10 protein-coding genes are annotated in these 13,875 nt (G+C 72.2%); 7 read left to right on the top strand and 3 right to left on the bottom strand.

Annotated features, from left to right (window positions below; genetic code table 11):
• Nucleotides 1–135 precede the first annotated feature (135 nt).
• Nucleotides 136–1,077: a type IV toxin-antitoxin system AbiEi family antitoxin domain-containing protein gene (locus JOE61_RS03385; RefSeq protein WP_193667986.1), complete on the top strand. Its 942-nt coding sequence runs from the start codon at nt 136–138 to the stop codon at nt 1,075–1,077.
• A 35-nt stretch (nt 1,078–1,112) separates the two neighbouring features.
• Here JOE61_RS03385 and JOE61_RS03380 read toward each other — a convergent pair whose 3' ends face one another.
• Together JOE61_RS03380 and JOE61_RS03375 are read right to left on the bottom strand one after the other, a co-directional pair.
• A complete protein-coding gene (locus JOE61_RS03380; protein WP_204797131.1) occupies nt 1,113–2,621 on the bottom strand; it encodes a CoA-acylating methylmalonate-semialdehyde dehydrogenase in 1,509 nt (502 codons plus the stop codon).
• Nucleotides 2,622–2,717: 96 nt separating this feature from the next.
• Entirely contained in the window at nt 2,718–4,100 is a 1,383-nt protein-coding gene (locus tag JOE61_RS03375) for an aspartate aminotransferase family protein (protein WP_193667987.1), read from the bottom strand.
• 122 nt (nt 4,101–4,222) lie between these two features.
• Here JOE61_RS03375 and JOE61_RS03370 point away from each other — a divergent pair, with 122 nt between their 5' ends.
• On the top strand, nt 4,223–5,665 hold the full coding sequence (locus tag JOE61_RS03370) for a gamma-aminobutyraldehyde dehydrogenase (protein WP_193667988.1): 1,443 nt from the start codon (nt 4,223–4,225) through the stop codon (nt 5,663–5,665).
• An 8-nt stretch (nt 5,666–5,673) separates the two neighbouring features.
• Nucleotides 5,674–6,882, top strand: coding sequence for a saccharopine dehydrogenase family protein (locus tag JOE61_RS03365; RefSeq protein ID WP_193667989.1), 1,209 nt, complete (start codon nt 5,674–5,676; stop codon nt 6,880–6,882).
• On the opposite strand, the gene JOE61_RS03360 is transcribed toward JOE61_RS03365, so the two are convergent.
• Nucleotides 6,869–8,695 carry an N-acyl-D-amino-acid deacylase family protein gene (locus JOE61_RS03360; RefSeq protein WP_193667990.1) on the bottom strand — a complete coding sequence of 609 codons (1,827 nt, stop codon included), beginning with the start codon at nt 8,693–8,695 and terminating at the stop codon, nt 6,869–6,871. The genes JOE61_RS03365 and JOE61_RS03360 overlap by 14 nt on opposite strands.
• Nucleotides 8,696–8,758: 63 nt before the next feature.
• Here JOE61_RS03360 and gabT point away from each other — a divergent pair, with 63 nt between their 5' ends.
• The 4 genes from gabT (at nt 8,759) to JOE61_RS03340 (ending at nt 13,826) form a co-directional block, all read left to right on the top strand.
• A complete protein-coding gene (gabT, locus tag JOE61_RS03355; protein WP_193667991.1) occupies nt 8,759–10,105 on the top strand; it encodes a 4-aminobutyrate--2-oxoglutarate transaminase in 1,347 nt (448 codons plus the stop codon).
• Nucleotides 10,106–10,125: 20 nt separating this feature from the next.
• A complete protein-coding gene (gene dxr, locus JOE61_RS03350; RefSeq protein ID WP_193667992.1) occupies nt 10,126–11,229 on the top strand; it encodes a 1-deoxy-D-xylulose-5-phosphate reductoisomerase in 1,104 nt (367 codons plus the stop codon).
• Complete coding sequence (locus JOE61_RS03345; RefSeq protein ID WP_275581601.1) at nt 11,226–12,587, top strand: M50 family metallopeptidase; 1,362 nt, start codon at nt 11,226–11,228, stop codon at nt 12,585–12,587. Before dxr ends, JOE61_RS03345 begins: the two co-directional genes overlap by 4 nt.
• 264 nt (nt 12,588–12,851) lie before the next feature.
• Nucleotides 12,852–13,826: a hypothetical protein gene (locus JOE61_RS03340; protein ID WP_193667993.1), complete on the top strand. Its 975-nt coding sequence runs from the start codon at nt 12,852–12,854 to the stop codon at nt 13,824–13,826.
• The last annotated feature ends 49 nt before the right edge of the window (nt 13,827–13,875 follow it).

The raw sequence follows: 13,875 nt of genomic DNA, 5'->3' as shown, positions 1-13,875 counted from the left end.
CCGGCCCGAACTTCCCCGCGACCCGGCCCGAACTTCCCCCTCAGCCGGCCCGGATGTCCCGCGCCGCTCCTCGTTGTCCACAGGTCGGGGCCGGGGTGCTGGCGCGGAGCCCGCGGCAGGCGCAGCCTGTGGGGCATGGCGCAGATCATCGACCTCGGGCACTCGTTGCCGCTGGACCGTCCCTTCACCACCGCTGAGGCCTACGACCACGGGCTCGGCGATCGCCAGCTGCGACGGATGGTCGAGCACGGGTGGCTGCGCCGACCCGCGCACGGCGTGTACGTCGTCGGCGCGCTCGAGGACAGCCTCGAGCTGAGGTGCGCGGTGCTGAGGCTGGTGGTCCCCGACGATGCGTTCCTCTGCGACCACACCGCGGCCTGGCTGCACGCGGGCGAGCGTGCCTTGGCGCCCAACGACCACCTCGCCACCCCCGAGCTCGCCTGCTTCCGGCGGGCCGGGCGCCTGAAGCGGTCGACCGTGCGCAGCGGCGAACGCGCCGTGCGCGACAGCGACCTGGTCGAGGTCCACGGCCTGGTCGTCACCACGCCGCTGCGCACCGCGCTCGACCTCGGGCGGCTGCCGCGCTCCAACGACGTGCGGCTGCACGGCATGGACACGATGCTCTCGCTCGGTGACTTCGAGCACGGCGAGCTGCTGGCCGGCGTCGACCGCTTCGCCGGCCAGCGCGGCGTCGTGGCGCTCCGGGCGCTGGTCCGGATGGCCGACGGCGGGTCCGAGTCGTTCGGCGAGTCGGCGCTGCGGCTGCGGTGGCACGAGGCAGGGCTGCCGCGCCCGGTCACGCAGCTCGAGGTGGCGCGCGACGACGGGGCGGCGTACCGCATCGACATGGGGCTGGCCGAGGAGAGGACCGGCGCCGAGTACGACGGCGAGGACTTCCACTCCTCGCCCGAGCAGCGTGAGCACGACCTGGGCCGGCGCAGCTGGTTGCACCAGGCGTCGTGGACGATCGAGGTCTTCCGGCGTCGCTGCGTCTTCGGCCCGGAGCAGGACGTCCAGCGTCGCCTGCGGGCGCTGCACGAGAGCATCACCAGCAACCGGCGCCGGCACTACCTGTGAAGTCCGGGCCGGCTCGGCGCGCAGTCCGGGCCGGGTCAGTGGTGCTGGGGGAAGCCGAGGTCGATGCCGGGGCGCGGCAGGTCGGGGGTGGGCCAGCGTGAGGTGACGACCTTGCCGCGGGTGAAGAAGTGCACGCCCTCGGTGCCGTGCGCGTGGGAGTCGCCGAAGAGCGAGCTCTTCCAGCCGCCGAAGGAGTAGTAGGCCATCGGCACCGGGATCGGCACGTTGACGCCGACCATCCCGACCTCCACCTCGTGCTGGAAGCGGCGGGCGGCGCCGCCGTCGTGGGTGAAGATCGCGGTGCCGTTGCCGTAGGGGTTGGCGTTGACCAGCTCGAGCGCCGCGTCGTACGTCGGCACCCGCAGCACCGACAGCACCGGCCCGAAGATCTCGTCGGTGTAGACCGTCATCGTGGTCTCCACGTGGTCGAGCAGGGTCGGGCCGAGCCAGAAGCCGCCCTGGTCGCCGTCGGGGTGGACCTCGCGGCCGTCGACCACCACCGTCGCGCCCTCGCTCGCGCCGGCGTCGACGTAGGAGGCCACCTTGTCGCGGTGGGTGGCGCTCACCAGGGGGCCCATGTCGCTGCCGCGCCGGCCGTCGCCGGTGACCAGCCCGGCCATCCGCTCGGCGATGAGCGGCACCAGCCGGTCGGCCACCGGGTCGACGCACACCAGGGCCGAGATCGCCATGCAGCGCTCGCCGGCGGAGCCGAAGCCCGCCGAGACCGCCGCGTCGGCAGCGGCCTCGAGGTCGGCGTCGGGCAGCACCACCATGTGGTTCTTCGCGCCGCCGAGCGCCTGCACGCGCTTGCCGTGCGCGGTCGCGGTCTCGTAGACGTAGCGGGCCACGGGCGTCGAGCCCACGAAGGAGACCGCCTTCACGTCGTCGTGGGTCAGCAGCGCGTCGACGGCGACCTTGTCGCCCTGCACGACGCTGAGGACCCCGTCGGGCAGGCCCGCCTCTGCCCAGATCTCGGCCAGCAGCAGCGATGTCGACGGGTCCTTCTCCGACGGCTTGAGCACCACCGCGTTGCCGCACGCGATGGCCACCGGCACGAACCACAGCGGCACCATGGCAGGGAAGTTGAACGGCGAGATGACCGCCACCACCCCGAGCGCCTGGCGCATCGAGTGCACGTCGACCCCGCCGGAGACGCCCTCGCTGAAGCCGCCCTTGAGCAGGTGGGGCGCCCCGCAGGCGAACTCCGCGACCTCGAGCCCGCGCTGCACCTCGCCGAGCGCGTCGTCGAGGACCTTGCCGTGCTCGGCGGTGATGACCGCGGCCACCTCCTCGCGCCGGCGGTGCAGCCCCTCGCGGAACGCGAACAGGACCGACGTACGACGCGACAGCGAGGCCTGCGCCCACTCGCGGCCCGCGACCACGGCGGCGGCGACGACCTCGTCGACCTCGGCCCCCGAGGCCAGGGCGACCCGGCCGGTGGTGGCGCCGGTCGCCGGGTCGTGCACGTCGGCGTACCGCTCGGGCTCGGGACCCAGCCCCGGCCATCGTGCTCCGGCGTGCCAGTGCGGGACGAGGGTGCTCACAGGACTCCTGGGGGGAGGTTCGGGCCGGCTCGACGCGAAGTCTGGGCCGGGTCAGCGGGAGATCTGGGCCGGGTCAGGGCTGGTCGGCGGGGCGGGTCAGACGAGGGTGCCGGCCTTGTCGAGGACCACGCGCAGCACCTGTTCCATCTCGTCGAAGTGCGACTGGTCGCAGATCAGCGGGGGAGCGAGCTGGACGACCGGGTCGCCGCGGTCGTCGGCGCGGCAGTAGAGGCCCTCGGCGAAGAGCTGCTTGGAGACGAAGCCGTAGAGCAGGCGCTCGCACTCCTCGTGGGTGAAGGACTCCTTGGTGGCCTTGTCCTTGACCAGCTCGATGCCGTAGAAGAACCCGTCGCCGCGCACGTCGCCGACGATGGGCAGGTCCTTGAGGCGCTCGAGGGTGGAGCGGAAGGCGCCCTCGTTGTCGCGCACGTGCTCGAGGACTCGCTCCTCCTCGAAGATCTGCAGGTTCCTCAGGCCCACCGCGGTGGAGACCGGGTGGCCGCCGAAGGTGTAGCCGTGGGCGAAGGAGGCGGAGCCGTGCAGGAACGGCTCCATCAGCCGGTCGGAGGCGATCATCGCGCCCAGCGGCGAGTAGCCGGAGGTCAGGCCCTTGGCGCAGGTGATCATGTCGGGCTGGTAGCCGTAGCGCTCGGCGCCGAACATGTGGCCGAGCCGGCCGAAGGCGCAGATGACCTCGTCGGAGACCAGCAGCACGTCGTGCTCGTCGCAGATCTCGCGGACCCGCTGGAAGTAGCCCGGGGGCGGCGGGAAGCAGCCGCCGGCGTTCTGCACCGGCTCGAGGAAGACCGCGGCGACCGTGTCGGCGCCCTCGTTCTCGATGGCGATGCCGATCTGGTCGGCGGCCCACCGGCCGAAGGCCTCGGGGTCGCTGCCGTCGAGGAAGCCACCGGTCATCTCGTCGGCGCGGTAGGCGTTGGTGTTGGGCACCCGGAAGGTCGAGGGCACCAGCGGCTCGAACTGCGCCTTGAGCCCCGGCAGGCCGGTGATCGACAGCGCGCCCTGCGTGGTGCCGTGGTAGGCGATGGCCCTGCTGATCACCTTGTGCTTCATCGGCTTGCCGGTGAGCTTGAAGTAGTTCTTGGCCAGCTTCCAGGCGGTCTCGACCGCCTCGCCGCCGCCGCTGGTGAAGAAGACGCGGTTGAGGTCGCCGGGGGCCTTCTCGGCGATCGTGGCGGCGAGCTCGATGGCGCTGGGGTGCGCGTAGGACCACAACGGGTGGAAGGCCAGCTCGGAGGCCTGCTTGGCGGCCGTCTCGGCCAGGTCGGTGCGCCCGTGGCCGAGCTGGCTGACGAAGAGCCCCGCCAGGCCGTCGAGGTAGCGCCGGCCCTTGGCGTCCCAGATGTAGGCGCCCTCGCCCCGGACGATGATCGGGACGTCGGACTCGTCGTACTGCCCGTGGCGGGTGAAGTGCATCCACAGGTGGTCCTTGGCGGCCTGCTGCAGGTGGTCGTAGTCCATGGGCCCATGGTGCGCTGACGATCCGCCATTCTGCAAGTGAATCGGTGGCGTTGCTGCACGATCGACACGAAATCAGTCGTCAAGCATCGTCAACACCGCGCTGATCGGGATACAGTCCGAGCATGGCGGACACCACCTTCCAGAACGTGATCAACGGCCGGCTCGTCGACAGCGCGTCGGGGGCGACGTACGACGTCATCGACCCCACGACCGGCGAGGTCTACGCGCAGGCCCCCGCCTCGGGGCAGGAGGACGTCGACCGCGCGTACGCCGCCGCCGACGCCGCCTTCGAGGGGTGGGGCTGGGGCAGCACCCCGCAGGACCGGGCCCGGGCGCTGCTGCGCATCGCCGACTCGATCGAGGAGCGGGTCGAGGAGGTCAACGCGGTCGAGTGCCGCGACACCGGCAAGCCCCTGGGCCTGACGATGGCCGAGGAGATGCCCTACGCCAGCGACCACTTCCGCTTCTTCGCGGGGGCGGCGCGGGTGCTCGAGGGCCGCTCGGCCGGCGAGTACATGGCCGAGCACACCTCGTGGGTGCGGCGCGAGCCGATCGGGGTCGTGGGCCAGGTGACGCCCTGGAACTACCCGCTGCTGATGATGATCTGGAAGATCGCCCCGGCCCTGGCCGCCGGCAACACCGTCGTGCTCAAGCCCAGCGACACCACCCCGGCCTCGTCGACCCTGCTCGCCGAGATCTGCCAGGAGCACCTGCCGCCCGGCGTGCTCAACGTCGTCTGCGGCGACCGCGACACCGGCCGCGCGCTGGTGGCGCACCCGACCCCGCAGATGGTGGCGATCACCGGCTCGGTGCGCGCCGGCATGGAGGTCGCGGGCACCGCGGCCACCGACCTGAAGAGGGTGCACCTCGAGCTGGGCGGCAAGGCGCCGGTCATCGTCTTCGACGACGCCGACATCGCCCAGGCGGCCGAGGGGATCGCCGGCGCGGGGCTCTTCAACGCCGGCCAGGACTGCACCGCCGCGACGCGCGTGCTGGTCGCCCCCGGCATCCACGACGAGTTCGTCGCCGCGCTCGCCGAGGCGGCCCAGGGCATGCCCACCGGGATGCCCGACGTCGAGGGCGTCTACTACGGCCCGCTCAACAACGCCGACCAGCTGGCCCACGTCAGCGGCATGGTCGAGCGGCTGCCCGACCACGCCCGTATCGACACCGGCGGCACCCGCCAGGGCAGCCGCGGCTACTTCTACGAGCCCACCGTCGTCTCCGGGCTGCGCCAGGACGACGAGCAGGTGCAGACCGAGATCTTCGGCCCGGTGATGACGGTGCAGAGGTTCAGCGACGAGGCCGAGGCGCTGCGCTGGGCCAACGGCGTGCAGTACGGCCTGGCCTCCAGCGTCTGGACCGCCGACCACGCCCGCGCCATGCGCGTCTCGCGCCGCCTCGACTTCGGCGCGGTGTGGATCAACACCCACATCCCCTTCGTCTCCGAGATGCCGCACGGCGGGTTCAAGCACTCCGGCTACGGCAAGGACCTGTCGATGTACGGCCTGGAGGACTACACCCGCATCAAGCACGTGATGTCCTACATCGGCCAGGGCGAGTGAGCCGGCCGATGCGGATCCTGCTGGTCGGGGCCGGCGGCGTCGGCTCGGCCTTCTGCGCGATCGCCGCGCGCCGCGACTTCTTCGAGACCGTCGTGGTCAGCGACTACTCCCTCGAGCGCGCCGAGCGGGCCGCCGCGACCGACGAGCGGTACGCCGCCGCGCAGCTCGACGCCTCCTCCGCGCAGGCCGTCGCCGCGCTGTGCCGCGAGCACGCGATCACCCACGTGATGAACGCCGTCGACCCGGTCTTCGACATGCCGGTCTTCGAGGGGGCGTTCGCGGCGGGAGCCGACTACCTCGACATGGCGATGTCGCTCTCGCGGCCGCACCCGGAGGCGCCGTACGAGAAGACGGGGGTGAAGCTGGGCGACGAGCAGTTCGCGGTGGCCGGCGACTGGGAGGCCGCGGGCCGCCTGGCGCTGGTCGGCATCGGGGTCGAGCCGGGGCTCTCCGACGTCTTCGCCAGGTACGCCGCCGACCACCTGTTCAGCGAGATCGACGAGCTCGGCACCCGTGACGGCGCCGACCTGGTGGTCACCGACGAGCAGGGCAACGAGGTCTTCGCGCCGTCCTTCTCGATGTGGACCACGATCGAGGAGTGCCTCAACCCGCCGGTGGTGTGGCAGGACGGTGCCTGGCACACCACGGCGCCCTTCAGCGAGCCCGAGGTCTTCGACTTCCCCGAGGGCATCGGCCCGGTCGAGTGCGTCAACGTCGAGCACGAGGAGGTGCTGCTGATGCCGCGCTGGGTCGACTGCCGGCGCGCGACCTTCAAGTACGGCCTCGGCGAGGAGATGATCGGCATCCTCAAGGTGCTGCACCAGCTCGGCCTGGACTCCACCGAGAAGGTCTCGGTCAAGGGCGTCGAGGTCAGCCCTCGCGACGTGGTCGCCGCCGTGCTGCCCGACCCCGCGAGCATCGGGCCGCGGATGACCGGCAAGACCTGCGCCGGGCTGTGGGTGACCGGGCGCGGCACCGACGGCGAGCCGCGCTCGACGTACCTCTACCACGTGGTCGACAACGAGTGGACGATGCGCGAGTACGGCCACCAGTGCGTGGTCTGGCAGACCGCCGTCAACCCCGTGGTCGCCCTCGAGCTGCTGGCCACCGGGGTGTGGTCGGGCGCGGGTGTCCTGGGCCCGGAGGCCTTCGACGCGGTGCCGTTCCTCGACCTGCTGGTCGCCTACGGCAGCCCCTGGGGGATCAGGGAGATGTGAGCGCGGGCTGCCGCTCGCCCTGGCGTGGCAGCGGGGCGCGGTCGGTGCGCCCGGCGCGCAGGAACCGGCCGGTGCGCTCGCGCTGCAGCACGTCGGTGGGCGCGCCCTCGCGGAAGACCACCCGGCCGCCCACCATCACCAGCGGGACGGTCGCGTCGTTGCGGTTGACCATCCGCGAGAGGCCGTCGTACTGCTCGACGGGCGCCTCGGCGTAGTCCTCGAGCGAGTCGTCGAGGCGCGCGGGGTCGAGCACCAGCAGGTCGGCCCGGTCGCCCACGCGCAGGTGGCCGGCGTCGATGTCGTACCAGTCGGCCAGCTCGCCGGTCAGGCGGTGCACGGCCTGCTCGGGGGTCAGGAACGGGTGCCCGGCCCGGTCGGCGTCACGCACGTGCTTGAGCAGCCGCAGCCCGAAGTTGTAGAAGGACATGTTGCGCAGGTGGGCGCCGGCGTCGGAGAAGCCCATCTGCACCCCCGGCGACTGCGCCATCCTGCGCAGCACCTTCGGGCGGTGGTTGGAGATCGTGGTGCGCCAGCGGATGGCGGTGCCGTGCTCGAGCACCAGGTCGAGGAAGGCGTCGACGGGGTGCACGCCGCCGCGCTCGACGCCGACCTGGCCGAAGGACCTTCCCACGACCGAGGGGTCGGGGCAGGCCACGATCTCGGCGTCGAAGAAGTCGCGGTGCCAGACCCGCGGGCCGTACTTGGAGTCGTAGTCCTTGCGGAAGCGGCGCCGGTAGTCCTCGTCGCGCAGCAGCTCGTTGCGCGCGACCTCCTCGGCCAGGTGCAGCGCCGCGGCGCCGGAGCCGAGCTCCTCGAAGATCACCAGGTCGATGCCGTCGGCGTAGACCTCGAAGTGCACCGGGAGGTGCTGCCAGCGGAAGTCGGCGCCGGCGCGGTTGACCGCCCCCGACAGCCCCCGCATCAGGTGGATGATGAAGGGGATCGCCTTGATGTCGGCGGCCGAGAGCAGGCTGGTCTTGAGCGGCGCGCGGCCGCTGCTGCCGCGGCCCCAGCCGATCGAGTGCAGCGCCTGCACCAGGATCGTGTGCGGGTGCGAGGCGTCGGGGCCGGCCTGCAGGGCGCGGCCGCGGCGGCGCAGGATCTCGCGCAGGCCGCGCATCTCGCGGCCCTTCGCGTACGTCGACGGCAGCGTGCGCGAGCGGCAGGTGTCGCCGTCGAGCTTGTCGAAGAGCAGCTGCTGGGCCGACATCCCGACGAAGCCGGCGTCGAGAGCCTCCTCGAGCATCCGCTCCATCCGGCCCTGCTCGAGGCGGGTGGGGCGCACCTCGGGCCGCGTGGCCCGGTCGAGGCCCATGGTGGCGGTGCGGATGTCGGAGTGACCGAGGAAGGCGGCGAGGTTGGGCCCCAGTGGGCGGGCCTCGAGCGCGGCGACGTACTCCTCGGCGCTCGACCAGTCCTTGGCCGCGCCGACCGAGCGGATCACGTGGCGGCGCGGGATCGCCTCGACGCGACCGAAGAGGTCCCCGGCGTCGACCGGGTCGACGTGCACGGTGGAGAGCGAGCACGAGCCGACCAGGATCGTGGTGACGCCGTGGCGCAGCGACTCGGGCAGGTGGGGGTCGTCGAGCACCTCGACGTCGTAGTGCGTGTGGATGTCGACCATGCCCGGCAGCACCCAGTGGCCGGCGGCGTCGACGACCTCGGGGCAGCCGGTCTCGTCGAGCGGCTCCTCGCTGACCTCGACCACCACGCCGTCGCGGATGCCGAGGTGGCGCACCGCGGAGGGGGCGCCGGTGCCGTCGAACCAGCGGCCGCCGCGGACGATGGCGTCGTACATCGGGAAGCGCGTCATGTCTGAATGGTCGGTGCCGCGTCGCCGCTCGTCAACGGCTGTCTGGTCTCCTAGGGTGTCCCCATGAACAGCACACCGTCCGCCGGAGGCCCCTCGCTGCCGCAGGTCCGCCGTCTGGTGACAGAGATCCCCGGACCTCTTTCCGTCAAGCACCTCGAGCGCAAGAAGTCCTTCGTCGCCGACGGTGTCGGCACCGCGCTCCCGGTCTTCGTGGCCGCGGCCGGCGGGGGAGTGCTCGTCGACGTCGACGGCAACTCGCTGATCGACCTCGGCTCGGGCATCGCGGTCACCTCGGTCGGCAACGCCGCGCCCGCCGTCGTGCGCAACGTGCACGCGCAGGTCGACGCCTTCACCCACACCTGCTTCATGGTCACCCCCTACGAGGGGTACGTCGACGTCTGCGAGGCGCTGGCGCGGCTGACGCCCGGCGAGCACGACAAGAAGTCGGCGCTGTTCAACTCCGGCGCCGAGGCGGTCGAGAACGCCGTCAAGATCGCCCGGGTCGCCACCGGCAAGGACGCGGTGGTGGTCTTCGACCACGCCTACCACGGCCGCACCAACCTCACGATGGCGATGACGGCCAAGAACATGCCCTACAAGCACGGCTTCGGGCCGTTCGCCGGCGAGGTCTACCGGGCGCCGATCTCCTACCCGCTGCGCGACGGGCTCTCCGGGCCCGAGGCCGCGACCCGCGCCATCGACGTCATCGACAAGCAGGTCGGCGCGACCAACCTCGCCTGCGTGGTCATCGAGCCGGTGCTGGGCGAGGGCGGCTTCGTCGTGCCCGCCCCCGGCTTCCTGCCCGCGCTGCGCGAGTGGTGCACCGCCAACGACGTGCTGCTGGTCGCCGACGAGATCCAGACCGGCTTCTGCCGCACCGGCGCCTGGTTCGCCTGCGACGACGAGGGCGTCGTGCCCGACCTGGTCACCAGCGCCAAGGGCATGGCCGGCGGGCTGCCGCTCGCGGCCGTGACCGGGCGCGCGGAGCTGATGGACGCCGTGCACGCCGGTGGGCTGGGCGGCACCTACGGCGGCAACCCGGTCGCCTGCGCGGCCGCGCTCGGCGCGATCGAGGAGATGGAGCGTGGCGACCTGGCCGCCCGGGCCCGCGAGATCGAGGCGCTCGTAGGCCGCCGGCTCGAGGCGCTGGCCGCCGAGCACCCGGTCGTGGCCGAGGTCCGCGGGCGCGGGGCGATGATGGCGATCGAGCTCTGCGAGCCGGGCACCACCACGCCCGACGCCGCCCGCGCCGCGGCAGCGTCGGCGTACTGCCACGCGCACGGGGTGGTCACCCTGACCTGCGGCACCTGGGGCAACGTCTTCCGGTTCCTGCCGCCGCTCACGATCTCCGACGAGCTGCTCGAGGAGGCCTTCGACGTGGTGGCCGAGGCGTTCGCCGCGACCGCCTGAGAGGCTGCGAGACTGGGCCGGTGCAGCGACGAGACGTAGTCATCCTCGGCTCGACCGGGTCGATCGGCACCCAGGCCCTCGACATCGTGCGGGCCGACCCCGACCGGTTCCGGGTGGTCGGGCTGAGCGCCGGCGGGTCGCAGCCCGACCTGTTCGACCAGCAGGTCGCCGAGCTCGCCCCGGCCTTCTCGGGGCTGGGGGAGGAGGCGTCGGTCGAGGCGGCCTCGATGGAGTGCGACGTGGTGCTCAACGGCATCACCGGCGCCGTCGGCCTGCGGCCCACCCTCGCCGCTCTCGACGCCGGTACGACGCTGGCGCTGGCCAACAAGGAGTCGCTGATCATGGCCGGCCCGCTGGTGCTCGAGCGCGCCCGGCCGGGCCAGATCGTGCCGGTCGACTCCGAGCACTCCGCGATCGCCCAGTGCCTGCGCGGCGGCTCGCCCGACGAGGTGCGCAAGCTGGTGCTGACCGCCAGCGGCGGGCCGTTCCGCGGGCGCAGCCGCGACCAGCTGGCCGACGTACGCGTCGAGGACGCGCTGGCGCACCCGACCTGGTCGATGGGGCCCGTGGTGACCATCAACTCCGCGACGCTGGTCAACAAGGGCCTCGAGGTGATCGAGGCGCACCTGCTCTTCGGGATCGGCTTCGACCGGATTGAGGTCGTCGTGCACCCCACGAGCGTCGTGCACTCGATGGTCGAGTTCGTCGACGGCTCCACGCTGGTGCAGGCCAGCCCGCCGACCATGCACATCCCGATCGCGCTCGGCCTGGCCTGGCCCGACCGGGTGCCCGACGCCGCGCCGGCCGTCGACTGGACCCGCCCCGAGACCTGGGAGTTCCACCCCCTCGACGACGAGGCGTTCCCCGCGGTCGCGCTGGCCCGTGAGGCGGGGGAGCGCGGCGGCACCGCCCCGTGCGTCTACAACGCCGCCAACGAGGTGTGCGTGCAGGCCTTCCGCGACGGCCGGCTGCCGTTCGTGCGGATCGTCGAGATGGTGCAGGCGGTGGTGCGGTCCCACGACGTAGGCTCGGCGCAGCACCTCACCCTCGACGACGTGCTCGCGGCCGATGCCTGGGCCCGCGAGGCGGCCGCCGACCTGATCCGGCAAGGAAGCCCCGCATGACCGCCCTGCTCTACCTCCTCGGCGTGGTGCTCTTCGTGCTCGCCATCCTGGTCTCCATCGGGCTGCACGAGCTGGGCCACATGATCCCGGCCAAGAAGTTCGGCGGGAAGGTGACGCAGTACTTCATCGGCTTCGGCCCGACCGTTTGGAGCAAGCAGGTCGGCGAGACCGAGTACGGCGTCAAGGCGGTCCCGCTCGGCGGCTACGTCAAGATCGTCGGGATGCTGCCGCCGGGCGCCGAGCAGCTGGGCGAGACGACCGTCGACGCCGAGGGCAACACCGTCACCCGGGTGCGCAAGTCGAACACCGGCATGTTCACCCAGCTCATCTCCGACGCGCGCGCCGCCGAGTGGGAGCTGGTGCGCCACGAGGACGAGGACCGGCTCTTCTACAAGATGGCGTCGTGGAAGAAGATCGTGGTGATGGCCGGCGGACCGTCGGTCAACATCCTGATCGCCTTCCTGCTCTTCCTGGGCATCTTCTCCACCTACGGCCAGCGCAGTGTCGAGCCCGACGCCGGGGCCCCGGTCATCGACTCGGTCTCCACCTGCGTGATCCCCTACGAGGACGGCGTGCGCGAGTGCCGGGCGAGCGACCCGCCGAGCCCGGCGTACGTGGCGGGGCTGCGCCCGGGCGACACGGTCACCTCCTTCAACGGCGTCGCCGTCACCGGGTGGGACCAGCTGCGCTCGCTGATCCGTGACAACGCCGGTGGCGAGGCCGTCATCGGCTACGAGCGCGACGGCCAGGTCCGCACCGGCACCACCTCGACCACGGTGCAGGCGCGCCCCACCTCCGACACCGACGTGACGCTGACCCAGGTCGGCTTCCTGGGCGTCACCCCCACCTCGCACCTCGAGGTCGTGCGCGGCGGCCCGCTGTTCACGCTGCAGGAGATGGGCGGGATGGCCAAGGACACCGTCGTGGCCCTGGCCACCCTGCCGGTCAAGGTGTGGGACGTCGCGCTGGCCGTGGTCGGGGTGCAGGAGCGCGCCGCCGACAGCCCCATCTCGATCGTCGGCGGCGGCCGGATCGCCGGCGAGGTGACCTCGGCCGAGTCGTTCCCGATCGCCGAGAAGTCGGTCTTCCTGCTCTCGCTGATCGCCGGCTTCAACTTCTTCATCGGCGTCTTCAACTTCGTGCCGCTGCTCCCGCTCGACGGCGGCCACATCGCCAGCGCCGCCTGGGAGTGGATCCGTCGCGGCTGGGCCCGCCTGCGCCGCCGCCCCGACCCCGGCTACGTCGACGCCGCCAAGCTGCTCCCCGTCGCCTACGTCGTGGCCTCCGCCCTGCTGGTGATGGGCGTCGTCCTGATCGTCGCCGACCTGGTCGTCCCGATGGAGCTGGGCCTGCAGTAGCCGCCCCGGCCGCGGGACCGTGTCTGAAGCGGTGAGCTGGCAACCGAAAGGGTCCGGGTTCGGGTTGCTGGCTCACCGCGGCTCGACGCCGACGCCGCAGCGCGGTGAGCCAGCAACCATTGAGGACCGAGGTCTGGTTGCCAGCTCACCGCTGGTCAGTCGTGGCTGGCCGGGCGTCGTGCACAGGGGGCCCGCGCGGCGGCGTCGTGCACAACGTCGCCGTCCGCACCGGGTGGGGTCGCTGGTGCGTACGAACCTCGTCGCATGCGAGAGATCCCCGAGCAGCTGCGGTCCGGCCCGTTCACCAGAGCCTCCGCGCAAGCCGCCGACGTGAGCAGCAGGATGTTGCAGGGTCGCCGTTTCGTGCGGCTGCACCCCGGCGTCTGGGCCTGTCGCGACACCGTCCTGACGTGGGAGCAGCGGCTGCTCGCCGCCCGGCTGGCCCTCCCCGAGCGGGCGCACCCGACGGCCGAGACGCGTCTGCGGCTGCTGGGGCTCGACATCGGCGCCGACACGCCCTTGAGGTTCGTCGTCCAGGGAGATCATCACCTTGCTCTGGACGGGATCTTCCTCCACCGCACCGTGCGGCTCCCACCGCTCGATGCTGACGGCGTCACGCCGACGGCCGCCTACCTGGCCTACTGCGCACGAGCGAGGGTGGTCGACGCCATCAAGGTCGGGGACTGGTTGCTGCACCACGGGCACATGACGCTCGCGGGGCTGGTCGAGCTGGCTCTCGAGGCGCCGTGGCGCGCTGGTGCCCACGAAGCGGTGTGGGTGAGCGATCACCTTGATGGGCGCAGCCGGTCGTTGCCTGAGTCAGAGCTGCGAGCGATCGTCGTCTTCGCCAAGCTGCCGGCCCCCGAGCCGAACGGCGCGATGGAGCTCGACGGGGTACGCGTGATCGCCGACCTCTTGTTCAGGCAGTGGCACACCGCAGTCGAGTACGAGGGCGTGCAGCACCAGGAGGAGCGAGCCGTCTACGTCGCCGACCTGGATCGCTACCACCTGTACCGCGGGCACGGTGTCGGCTACGTCCAGGTGACCAAGGAACGGCTGAAGCACCCGAGGACGCTGGTCGGCACCATCCACCGCGAGCTGGTCGCCCACGGCTACGACGGCCCGCCGCCGGACGTCGGGGCGGGCTTCGCGGTCCTGTGGACGCGTCTCTCGGACCAGGTGGGTCCTCGACGCGCGCGGGCGCAGGGACGACGTACTCGCTTGGGGGCGGTGAGCTAGCAACCGACCGGCACCGACGTCCGGTTGCTGGCCCACCGCTGCCCCGCGA

The organism is Nocardioides salarius, from assembly GCF_016907435.1.
GTDB classification, from domain to species: domain Bacteria; phylum Actinomycetota; class Actinomycetes; order Propionibacteriales; family Nocardioidaceae; genus Nocardioides; species Nocardioides salarius.
This window is presented reverse-complemented; position numbering and strand designations above follow the sequence as displayed.

Excerpts from the sequence above, each read along its gene's own strand:
- JOE61_RS03375 (WP_193667987.1), bottom strand. The coding sequence starts at position 4,100 with ATGGACTACGACCACCTGCAGCAGGCCGCCAAGGACCACCTGTGGATG.
- JOE61_RS03340 (WP_193667993.1), top strand. The coding sequence starts at position 12,852 with ATGCGAGAGATCCCCGAGCAGCTGCGGTCCGGCCCGTTCACCAGAGCC.
- JOE61_RS03360 (WP_193667990.1), bottom strand. The coding sequence starts at position 8,695 with ATGACGCGCTTCCCGATGTACGACGCCATCGTCCGCGGCGGCCGCTGG.
- JOE61_RS03370 (WP_193667988.1), top strand. The coding sequence starts at position 4,223 with ATGGCGGACACCACCTTCCAGAACGTGATCAACGGCCGGCTCGTCGAC.
- gabT (WP_193667991.1), top strand. The coding sequence starts at position 8,759 with ATGAACAGCACACCGTCCGCCGGAGGCCCCTCGCTGCCGCAGGTCCGC.
- JOE61_RS03385 (WP_193667986.1), top strand. The coding sequence starts at position 136 with ATGGCGCAGATCATCGACCTCGGGCACTCGTTGCCGCTGGACCGTCCC.
- JOE61_RS03365 (WP_193667989.1), top strand. The coding sequence starts at position 5,674 with ATGCGGATCCTGCTGGTCGGGGCCGGCGGCGTCGGCTCGGCCTTCTGC.
- JOE61_RS03345 (WP_275581601.1), top strand. The coding sequence starts at position 11,226 with ATGACCGCCCTGCTCTACCTCCTCGGCGTGGTGCTCTTCGTGCTCGCC.